Here is a 9140-nt window from a genome sequence, read left to right on the forward strand (position 1 = left end):
TTATGATACAGCTATCAGATTTCTCCATAGGATATGGCGACAGAATGCTCATACAAGGTGTTTCGACGAGCATCCCTGCATCATGCCTTACGGCTCTTATCGGGCGCAACGGTGCCGGAAAGTCTACTCTTTTGCGTGCTATAGGTGGTCTGAATCCGCGTTATCAGGGACGGATTGAGATTGACGGACGTGACCTGCATACCCTTCAGCCGCGCGACATGGCCCGCATGATTGCATTTGTGACCACGGAGCGTGTAAGGGTGCCAGGGCTTACATGTGCCGATGTAGTGGCATTCGGTCGCGCTCCTTATACCGGCTGGTCGGGGCGTCTGTCGGAGGCAGATAGTGTGGTTGTGGCCGATTCCCTATCCGCTGTAGGGATGGAGAGCTATGCGCTTCGCACGATGGACCGCATGAGCGACGGTGAGTGTCAGCGCGTGATGATAGCAAGAGCCCTGGCTCAGGACACTCCGGTCATACTTCTTGATGAGCCGACCTCATTTCTCGACCTGCCGAACAGATTTGAATTGTGCTCGCTTCTCGCTTCCCTGGCCCATGAAAGAGGCAAGTGTGTGCTCTTTTCCACCCATGAACTTGATATTGCGCTTCATATGTCTGACTCAATAATGCTTGTCGACTCTCCTGCGCTTTTCAATCTTCCGGTCAGGGATATGATTTCCGAAGGCCACATCGACAGGATATTTCACTTGCCGGAATGGATGAAAGCAGGAATGCCTGTATAGCAGTAGGTGTCGGGTCAGTTTATTATAAGATTCTCCTCTGGATATTCTACCGGAGGGTCGCGTCGGTCGCCCGCGACGCCCACGAGCAGCGAGATGATGCCTACACGTCCGAGAAACATGGCCGTGCAAAGCAATATTTTGGACGATGTGTGAAGACTGCCGGTGATGCCAAGCGATGAGCCTACGGTAAAAAGTCCTGAGATACTCTCGAATATTACAGCTTTCGGTGGCAGTCCGGGCTCAAGTACAAGCATGGCGACTACGTAAAACAACAGGCTCACGATTGAGAGTGTGACTACGGCATTGGCACGGCGTATCGACCCGATGGATATTTTTCGGTTGAATGCCGTTACTCGCGTACGCCCTGTCACTATTGCCCGCAGATTGAGCAATATGGCGGCCAAGGTATTTACTTTTACACCTCCGGCTGTGGACTGTGCGGCTCCTCCTATCCACATCTGGAATATCACAATCACGAGAGTGACATCAAGAAACATAGCCGGGTTGACTGATGAAAATCCCGAACTTCGCGGGGTAGTTGAGTTGAATACCGCCTGTACCCATTGTGTCCAAGGGCTCATCCCCTCGAGTGTGTTATGTCGCTCAAAGAACCAGAACAGCAGTATGCTTGCCACAAATATTACCGTAGTGGTATACAGTGCGATTTTGGTGTTGAGATTGCATATGTGCACATTGCGCTGACAGTAGTTCTTGCCTCTTATGCGGTCCCATATACGGCGCAAGGTGTCTGTAGCTATGTCGCGGAAATTCACAAGAATAGGAAATCCTATGGCTCCGGCAATTACGATGAGGCTTATGATTATATATACCGATTGGTCGGAATTCAAGAGTCGGGGATTGCTCAGTCCTCCGGGTAGATTTGAGAATCCTGCGTTGCAGAATGCCGACAACGAATGAAATAGCGAGAACACAATCTCTTCTTCCGTGCTCAGTCCAAGTATCCCATGCACCGACAGCCATATTCCGGCAGTTCCTATGACTTCGATGGTAATAGTGAATCCCAGTATGTAGAGAAGTGTGGGCAACAGAGAATTGATGTTTTGCGATGATATCATATCCTTAATCATCATCTGATTGTAAATCGACGTGTTGCCACTGAAGAAGAGAGCGAAAAAGCTGGTGAATGTCATTACTCCAAGTCCGCCTATCTGTATCAGCAGTCCGAGGACGAGCAGCCCGAGCGGGGTGAAGGTAGTAGCCACATCGATTGTTGTCAGTCCGGTTATACAGACTGCGCTGGTGGCCACGAACAGTGAGTCGGTGTAACTTATAGGGTGCAACGTGCACTTGGGCATCATCAGCAGGAATGAGCCGAGGAATATAAACACGAGGAAACTTACCGAGAGTATGAGCGACGGATTGGTGCGTTTGCCCATCGCCTGTACTGTGGTATAACATATATCCGTGAGCGCGTAGGCCAGAAGTATGCCTACAAGAAATTTACGGCTGTAGAGTATTGTTGACAGCCAGGGAAGCCATGGAGCCTCGGGGCGCGGATATAGGGTCGGAAGCAGGGTTACGAGTACCGCGATGTCGACTATCCATTTTATTATTCTGGTGTAGGTGATGGTGCGGCGGTAGTCAAATATCAGGCTGAACAGTATTCTGGTCACGTATATCCACTGTATGGCCCTGAACCATACCATCATTGAATCCACTTCTGCGGGAGAGCGGTCGTAGCCAAGGTATGCAATGAAAAGCGCCACACATGCCATAGAGGCCAATGCGGTAGTTACTCCCAGTATACTACCGGAGATTTCGACCGCCGGCCGGTTGCGCCTCAGGGCTTGCTGCCAGCGGCGTGACAGAGTGTGCTCTGTTATGGCTGATATCCGGCTCTTGATATTCATCGTCAGATGTATGTTATACCTTCGAGTCCTGTCGTGCCGCTTCTTTCTTAGCTTTTATGGCTGCGTTTCGGCGGTCTTCGGCGGCATCGCGTACGGAGCGTTGCGACAGCGAGTTAGTGATGTATACAGTGAATACGGGGAACAGAATAAGGCCTTCGGCGGCAAGAATTACGCCGAGTACTTTTCCGGTAGGGGTTATGCAGTTGATATTGCAGCCTACAGTGGTCACATCCATAAACGCCCACCACAGGGCCGACCAATATGTGCTGACGCCGGGATTGATATAGTGCTCCTCGATAAAGAACATCAGACTGGCGAAATATACAGTGGCTATCAGGAGTCCGAGATATGTGGCGAACAGACCTGAGATTTTATTGGAAAACAATACTCCAAGTACGAGAGCAAGTACATATCCGGCGCGTATCATCGGCACAAAGCGTATGAGATACTGCATCTCCGGACTGAGTTCGATGCCATAATAGGCTATTATATTTATATATGGAATGCTTACCAGCAGGAAAAATATATGGGTGAGCACATAATGCCATTTGCGTGGATAGATAAAGAATTCCACCACAATATCAAATATGAAGAACATACATATCCAGAACTGTATATTCATATACTGCTGGCTCGCGAGGAAAGATATGTTGTGGAAAGAATCCCAGGAAATAAGCACAATAAGTCCGATTGAAGCTATTAGCACGAGAGTGTGCAATATCTTCACAATCTTTGCCTTATATGGCGGCAGGTAATCTTTACGGTCTTTTCCGTCAGAGACCGACGCCTTGGATGTGTCGGGTACGGTTGTCGCCTTAGTGGTCGGAGTTGTTTCAATTGGTGTCATTTCCTAACATTAAATATATATTAAATATATTATGTATGCCGGGACAACATTTCGTGCAGCTCCGGCTATGGTTAGATAACGCCGATGGCACGACAATGGTTTTACAAGCGAGATGTAACTTGCATAAATTCGGCAAATAGGCTAACTTTGCATGCGTGAGCATATCAGGCCATCGCATATCCGTAATAAGTCTGCTGGCTGTCGTGGCTCTGGCTGTGGTGTTTACAGCCTGTAGTTCGACACGCCATGTACCGCAGGGGCAGTACCTTGTGGATAAGGTGGATATTACCGTTACGGATAATGCGGATATAAGCGAGGAGCAGCTGGTAAACTATCTTCGCCAGACGCCCAACCATAAGGTACTCGGATTTCTTAAACTTCAGCTTGCCACATACAATCTTTCGGGACGCGATACCACCAAATGGTATAACCGTTGGGTGCGCAAGTTGGGACGTCCGCCTGTAATCTACGACCAGGAACTCACCGATGCCTCTGTATATCAGCTGCATCATGCCCTTATCAACAAGGGATATCTTGATTCGGAGGTCACGGTAGATACAGTGCACACCGGTAAAAACCGTAAGGTAGAGGTGGAGTACACAATAAAAGCCGGATTGCCTCACTATATATCCACAATAGAATACAATATCCCCGATTCGGCCATTGCGGCTCTTGTGGCCCGTATGCCTCGGCGCAACCGGCTCAACCCGGGAGATTTGCTCGACAGAAACCGGCTTGAGGAGATACGCTCAGGCATGTCCGACATGTTGCGCGACAATGGTTATTATGCTTTTTCAAAAGATTATATAACATTTGTAGCTGATACTGCTGAAAATGCCCGCGACGTAAATCTCACGCTTAATCTTCGTCAGCCATCGGCCCAGAGTGCCGACAGACGCCATCTTACATATCTTGTCGACAAGGTGGTGTTTGTGACAGACTATAATCCGGGTACCGATTATGGCAAATATAATTTCAATGGGCAGGATACGGTGCGTTACCGCGATATCACAGTGCTTTACGGTTCAGATCATTATCTGCGGCCGCAGGTTCTGTATGAGGCATCTCATATCATGCCCGGACGTAAGTTCAGTCAGCATGATGTAGATCTTACATATGAGGCGCTTGGTCGTCTGGGCATACTGCGCTATGTAAATATCGATATGCGGCGTGCCGGCACCTCTCCCGACGGTCAACCTCTGCTTGATGCATATGTGCTGCTTACAAGAGGCAAGAAGCAAGGTGTCTCTCTTGAGCTGGAGGGGACCAATTCAGAGGGTGATTTGGGATTCGGTATCGGGCTGACATACCAACACCGAAATCTCGCTCATGGGGCCGAACTGCTGTCGGCCAAATTCCGTACAAGCTACGAGAGTCTTTCCGGCGACTTCAACGGATTGATAAACAATAGATATATGGAGTATGCCGGGGAAATCGGCATAACATTCCCTCAGTTTGAGGCTCCATTTCTGTCTTACGATTTCAAACGCCGTATCAAGGCCACCACGGAATTTTCCGTGTCGTTCAACTATCAGGAGCGGCCTGAGTATACTCGTATAATTGCCGGCGCGGGGTGGAAATACCGATGGGCCAACCGTCAGAATACATTGCGCCACCGTTTTGACCTGGTTGATGTAAACTATGTGTATCTTCCGAAGTCGACAATCGATTTCCTCAACCAGATAGCTCCCTCCAACCCCTTGTTGCGCTACAGCTATGAGGACCATTTCATATTGCGTGCCGGCTACAGCTATTATCGAACCAATAAGCGTCAGCCGTCGGGCAATACACTTGGACATGTCGTGTTTCAGCCGAGTGTATTTACCATCAGGGCCAATTTTGAGCCTGCCGGAAATCTTCTGTATGCTATCTCCTGTCTTACCGGGCAGAAGCGTCACGACGATGCATACCGTATTTTCGGAATACAGTACGCACAGTATGTCAAGGCCGATGCCGACTATACATTTACCAAAGCCTTGGGCCCGCGCTCGTCGGTATCGTTTCATGCGGGGCTGGGTATCGGGGTGCCGTACGGCAACTCACGCATGCTTCCATTTGAGAAGCGTTTTTATGCCGGAGGTGCCAACAGTGTAAGAGGGTGGGGTGTGCGCACTCTTGGTCCGGGCCGCTATGCCTCGCGCAATTCAGTGACCGACTTCATCAACCAGTGTGGCGATATACGTCTTGATTTGAGTATCGAGTATCGTACCAAACTGTTCTGGATACTTGAGGGCGCATTTTTTATCGATGGAGGCAATATATGGACCATCCATAATTACGATAACCAGCCTGGAGGATTTTTCCGTTTCGATTCCTTCTATAAGGAAATCGCCGCATCGTATGGCATAGGATTGCGACTCGATTTCACATATTTCCTTTTGCGACTTGACCTTGGCATGAAGGCTGTAAATCCTGCTCTTGACGAATATCGTTGGCCGATTATACGCCCTCGCTGGGGCCGTGATGCAACTTTTCACTTCTCAGTCGGTTATCCCTTCTAAGAATTTCTATGGTACGATAAAAATATTTTTTCCAGATATGAAACAACTCGTAATATTTGATCTCGACGGCACTTTGCTGAATACTATCGATGATCTTGGTACTGCTACCAACCATGCTCTGGCCACTCTCGGTTTTCCAAAGCATCCGATATCTTCATATCCGGCTATGGTAGGCAACGGAGTGAGGCGTCTTTTGCAGCGAGCTTTGCCCTCCGGACTTGATACCGATGAAAATGTCGAGAAAATGAGGATTGCGTTTAGAGAATATTACGACGAGCATTGTACTGATACTACTGTAGCGTATCCCGGTATACCTGAACTTCTTCATGAACTTCAGTCGCGTGGTATAAAACTTGCTGTCGCATCCAACAAATATCATGAGGCAGTGATAAAACTGATAGGCCATTTCTTTCCCGATATTGACTGGGCTGTGGTTTCAGGTCATAAAGAGGGAGTCCCTGTCAAGCCTGATCCTTCTGTGGTATTTGAGATTCTCACGGTTGTTCCTACGCCTAAACTTCAAGTGCTTTATGTTGGTGATTCGGGGGTGGATATGGAGACAGCCAGGCGTGCTTGTGTCGAGTCGGTAGGAGTCTCCTGGGGCTTCCGCCCTATCTCTGAATTAAAGGCTTTCTATGCCGACCATATCGTGTCGTCGCCGGAAGCTATCCTTGCGCTTACCGAGAAGGATATCAATATCTGAAATCATTTTGTGGCGATGTACGCTTGGCTGAGAGAGTGAAGTCAAGTTAAACTCTCTTAGAGAGCGTTTGAATTTAACCTTATGAAATCTTTAGAGGTCTTTCCGGATTGTTTCGAGCTTTCATTCAGTCATTATGGAACCCCATAATTCCTTCATTCAATCTCAAAACATTCTCGAGAATCCTCTCTGAATCTTAACATAAGTCAAATCCAAACACTCTCTTAGAATATAAATCAGATGTGCATGAAAGAATATTTTATGTATAAATGTGATTTTGTTGAAATATCCAGTGTGTTTTGATAGCAATAATTGGAATAAAAAGCGTAACTTTGCACCATCAAACTCAATCTGAGTATAAGCGACTGATAATTAGTAAATTCCAAAGTTATATTAATTCGTATGGATTGGTTGCAAAATCTGTTGGCTCCGGGCGCGAGCTCATTGCCAAGCACCATTATTCTTTATGCCTTTGTCATCGCTGCCGGCGTATGGCTGGGTAAACTAAAAGTGGGCGGTATCTCCCTCGGAGTTACGTTCGTGCTTTTTGTCGGCCTGTTGATGGGCCATTTCGGTTACATTGTAAATCCCGATGTGCTACACTTTGTGCGCGAGTTCGGACTTATCCTGTTTATATTCTCAATCGGTCTGCAGGTTGGTCCATCGTTCTTTTCCTCGTTTAAAAGAGGCGGCGTGGTACTTAACGGTCTGGCAGCGCTTACAATTGCGCTCAATGTTATAATCGTACTGGCAATTTTCTATATCGACGGCAATACTTCCATTACAGCCCTTGTCGGAGTTATGTCGGGTGCTGTGACCAATACTCCCGGTCTGGGTGCGGCCCAGCAGGCTATACTGCAGGTAATGCCGCAGAATTACAATGCCACAGAAGAGATGGCCATGGGATATGCTGCGGCCTATCCTCTTGGTGTGGTCGGTATCATCACAGCGATGTTCCTTGTACGTGCATTATTCCGTGTGAAAATTGACAAGGAGGTCGAGGCTATAGAGGCCGAAAAAGAGGCTGCACAGCAGAAGCCGTTGATTCTTACCTATGAGGTGACAAATCCTCTTATCGATGGCAAGAATATGATGCAGCTTCATGATATTGTCAACTGCGATTTCGTGGTATCTCGTCTGCAGGACAAGGATGGCAATATATTCATCCCCAATTCGCAGACTGTAGTGCACAAAGGCGACAAACTGTATACTGTGCTCTCAGCCAACGATGAGGAACGCTTCAAATCAGTTATCGGCCCCGAACTTGACATCGACTGGGAGAGCAATCCCGGCCCTGTGGTATCGCGCCGAATTCTTATTACCAAGACAGAGTACAACGGTGTTACACTCGGCTCTCTCAAACTGCGTCATGGCTACAGCCTCAACGCCACTCGTGTAAACCGTGCCGGTATCGACCTGCTTGCATCTCCTGACCTCCGTCTGCAGATGGGCGACCGTATTACTGTAGTAGGACAGCTCGAGGATATACGTCGTCTGGCCGAAAAGCTCGGTAACTCGGTTAAGCGTCTCAACGAGCCTAACATGTTTACACTCTTTGCCGGTATATTCCTGGGTATAATAGTTGGTTCGATACCTATCGCATTCCCCGGTATAAGCGTGCCAATGAAACTCGGTATGGCCGGAGGTCCGCTTGTCGTGGCTATCCTGCTCAGCCGCTTCGGTTACAAGCTCAAACTTGTCACTTACACATCTTCGGCTGCATCTCTTCTTATGCGTGAAATCGGTATATGCCTGTTCCTTGCATCGGTAGGTATCGCAGCAGGTGCTAATTTCGCATCCACAGTGTTCAATTACACCGGTATGTGGTGGGTAATCTGGGGCTTTATCATTACGTTTGTGCCTCTTGTAATCGTAGGCTCTATAGCTCGCGGAATATACAAGATTAATATGCTTACCGTGATGGGTCTGTTCGGTGGCAGTATGACTGATCCCCCAGCCCTTGCATTTGCAAACAACTCTACCGGCAACGATGCTCCCGCTGTGGCATATTCAACCGTGTATCCTCTTACGATGTTCCTTCGTATAGTGGCGGCCCAGGTGCTTGTGCTTGCACTTGCTTCCTGACGCCGGTCATATATCACCATCTTATAGCAGGCTGCATTAGGGTCTTGATTCCCTCAATGCAGCCTGTTGCTGTATAGGTGTGGCAAAAGACACAGGTTATATTGAAGACTGTCGTTTTTTTCTGCAGGAAGATTTCGAATATCTCGTATTTAGTTTGGTAAATACGGAATTTATGCTAATTTTGCGTCAAAATAGATGAATCGTTGCCATATGGCCCGTTTCTATGGAATAACGGCGGTCGAGTTTACGATAGCCGATAGGAGGAGGAGGGCATGCTGCTCTTGCCAAAGAATCCATTAGCTCTCTCCTCCTCCTTTTCCGCAATATATTAAGAGCTTGTTTAATAATAAATGTTGCCGCCAGGGTCGTATAGCTTGAGACGATTTTCGACAT

At 48.0% G+C, this 9140-nt stretch carries 7 protein-coding genes; 4 read left to right on the forward strand and 3 right to left on the reverse strand.

What is annotated here, in order from left to right; genetic code table 11:
• The first annotated feature begins 2 nt into the window (after positions 1 to 2).
• Positions 3 to 743 (forward strand): ABC transporter ATP-binding protein, encoded by a 741-nt coding sequence (locus tag K2I50_RS01325; protein WP_301024452.1) that lies wholly within the window; start codon positions 3 to 5, stop codon positions 741 to 743.
• Positions 744 to 757: 14 nt separating this feature from the next.
• On the opposite strand, the gene K2I50_RS01330 is transcribed toward K2I50_RS01325, so the two are convergent.
• Positions 758 to 2614, reverse strand: a complete 1857-nt coding sequence (locus K2I50_RS01330; protein WP_301024453.1) for a TrkH family potassium uptake protein — start codon at positions 2612 to 2614, stop codon at positions 758 to 760.
• Between the two features lie 13 nt (positions 2615 to 2627).
• Positions 2628 to 3461 carry an ion channel gene (locus K2I50_RS01335; RefSeq protein ID WP_367279079.1) on the reverse strand — a complete coding sequence of 278 codons (834 nt, stop codon included), beginning with the start codon at positions 3459 to 3461 and terminating at the stop codon, positions 2628 to 2630.
• A gap of 155 nt (positions 3462 to 3616) precedes the next feature.
• Between K2I50_RS01335 and tamL the strand changes: the two genes are divergently transcribed.
• The 3 genes from tamL (at position 3617) to K2I50_RS01350 (ending at position 8747) form a co-directional block, all read left to right on the forward strand.
• Complete coding sequence (tamL, locus tag K2I50_RS01340) at positions 3617 to 5962, forward strand: translocation and assembly module lipoprotein TamL (RefSeq protein ID WP_301024454.1); 2346 nt, start codon at positions 3617 to 3619, stop codon at positions 5960 to 5962.
• A gap of 37 nt (positions 5963 to 5999) precedes the next feature.
• Positions 6000 to 6665, forward strand: coding sequence for an HAD family hydrolase (locus K2I50_RS01345; RefSeq protein ID WP_301024455.1), 666 nt, complete (start codon positions 6000 to 6002; stop codon positions 6663 to 6665).
• A gap of 399 nt (positions 6666 to 7064) precedes the next feature.
• Positions 7065 to 8747, forward strand: a complete 1683-nt coding sequence (locus K2I50_RS01350) for a putative transporter (protein ID WP_301024456.1) — start codon at positions 7065 to 7067, stop codon at positions 8745 to 8747.
• 186 nt (positions 8748 to 8933) lie between these two features.
• Here K2I50_RS01350 and K2I50_RS01355 read toward each other — a convergent pair.
• A partial coding sequence (locus K2I50_RS01355; protein ID WP_301024457.1) for a hypothetical protein occupies positions 8934 to 9140 on the reverse strand: 207 nt, incomplete at its 5' end.

The organism is Muribaculum sp. (assembly GCF_029051885.1).
In the GTDB taxonomy this organism is placed as follows: Bacteria; Bacteroidota; Bacteroidia; order Bacteroidales; family Muribaculaceae; genus Muribaculum.

Excerpts from the sequence above, each read along its gene's own strand:
- K2I50_RS01335 (WP_367279079.1), bottom strand. The coding sequence starts at position 3,461 with ATGACACCAATTGAAACAACTCCGACCACTAAGGCGACAACCGTACCC.
- K2I50_RS01330 (WP_301024453.1), bottom strand. The coding sequence starts at position 2,614 with ATGAATATCAAGAGCCGGATATCAGCCATAACAGAGCACACTCTGTCA.
- K2I50_RS01350 (WP_301024456.1), top strand. The coding sequence starts at position 7,065 with ATGGATTGGTTGCAAAATCTGTTGGCTCCGGGCGCGAGCTCATTGCCA.
- K2I50_RS01325 (WP_301024452.1), top strand. The coding sequence starts at position 3 with ATGATACAGCTATCAGATTTCTCCATAGGATATGGCGACAGAATGCTC.
- K2I50_RS01345 (WP_301024455.1), top strand. The coding sequence starts at position 6,000 with ATGAAACAACTCGTAATATTTGATCTCGACGGCACTTTGCTGAATACT.